The 1,095-nt window shown below is 51.3% G+C and carries 1 protein-coding gene; it reads right to left on the bottom strand.

The window, feature by feature from the left end; translation table 11 throughout:
- Window positions 1-138 precede the first annotated feature (138 nt).
- Window positions 139-1,095 (bottom strand): Tn3 family transposase (locus A3735_RS11100; protein WP_156499619.1); only part of this gene is annotated, 957 nt, incomplete at its 5' end.

The following is a 1,095-nucleotide window of genomic DNA, read 5'->3' as shown; positions in this document are numbered from 1 at the left end:
ATTTATCAGCGGGAATTATTACCCAATCGCCTAGAAAGGCTAAATATAAAATAGTCAATTAAGGGGTCCTAGGGATTTTGCCTCCATATATTGCAAAAACCTCTGAAGCCCCCGTCTGCCGTGGCTTGTAGAGGGGTATCAACTTTCATTTCTAGGTCGATAGCCCTCAATCGGTGCCATTAAGTCCTCCAGTTTTGGCAGTTCGCCCGTCGGCGCGAACGTGTATGTACCCCGGAAGTTGATGTTCTCCCAAGCTACCGGTGAGGCCCGCTTGACTGTTTCCTGGTATCTGTCATTGCGCTGTTCCTCGAAGCTGTCCAGCAGGTTACTGAGTACTTTCGAGTTGAAGTAGATGATGGCATTAGCCACCAGTCGGGCACTTTCGTTCCAGATTTGGATCTCCTCATCGCTATTGCCTCGGAACCGGTCGCCGTTGACGTTGCTGATCGCCCGACGCAACTGGTGATAAGCTTCACCCCGGTTCAGCGCTCGCTGCACATGGTTTCTAAGGCTGGCGTCATCGATGTAGTTCAGCAGATACTGGGCCTTCAGTAACCGGTTGTATTCAGTCAGAGCCTCCAGTAACGGGTGGTTGTGCTTGTAGCCGGAGAGTTTACGCACCAACGTAGCTTGGCTGGTTTTCCGCTGGGCTAGAGAGACTGCGATCCGCTGGATGGTGTCCCAGTGGTCTATGATGCGTTTCGTGTTGATCGGCTTGCGCAACGATAGTTTCACGCGCTGATTTTCGTCTTCGGTGATGTTGAACAGCTCATTGATGACCTTGCCAACCCGGGCATATCGGGGGGCGAACCGATAACCGAACAGATCGAGCAAGGCAAAGTTCACATGATTTACCCCATGAGTGTCAGTTGAGAGCATGTCCGGGATAATCTCAGTACTGTTGTTCATCAACAGGTCAAAGATGTAATGGGATTCATGTTCGTTGGCGCCGATAACCCGGGCATTGATGGCCATATGATTGGCATTCAGACTGACCGCCGAGACGCCTTTGCTGGTACCGAAGTATTTTGAGGAATACCGTGTACGGAACGTCTCGCGCTTGGCTTCGAACTTTTGACCATCGGCACTGGCATG

It is taken from the genome of Oleiphilus sp. HI0061 (genome assembly GCF_001635675.1).
This window is presented reverse-complemented; position numbering and strand designations above follow the sequence as displayed.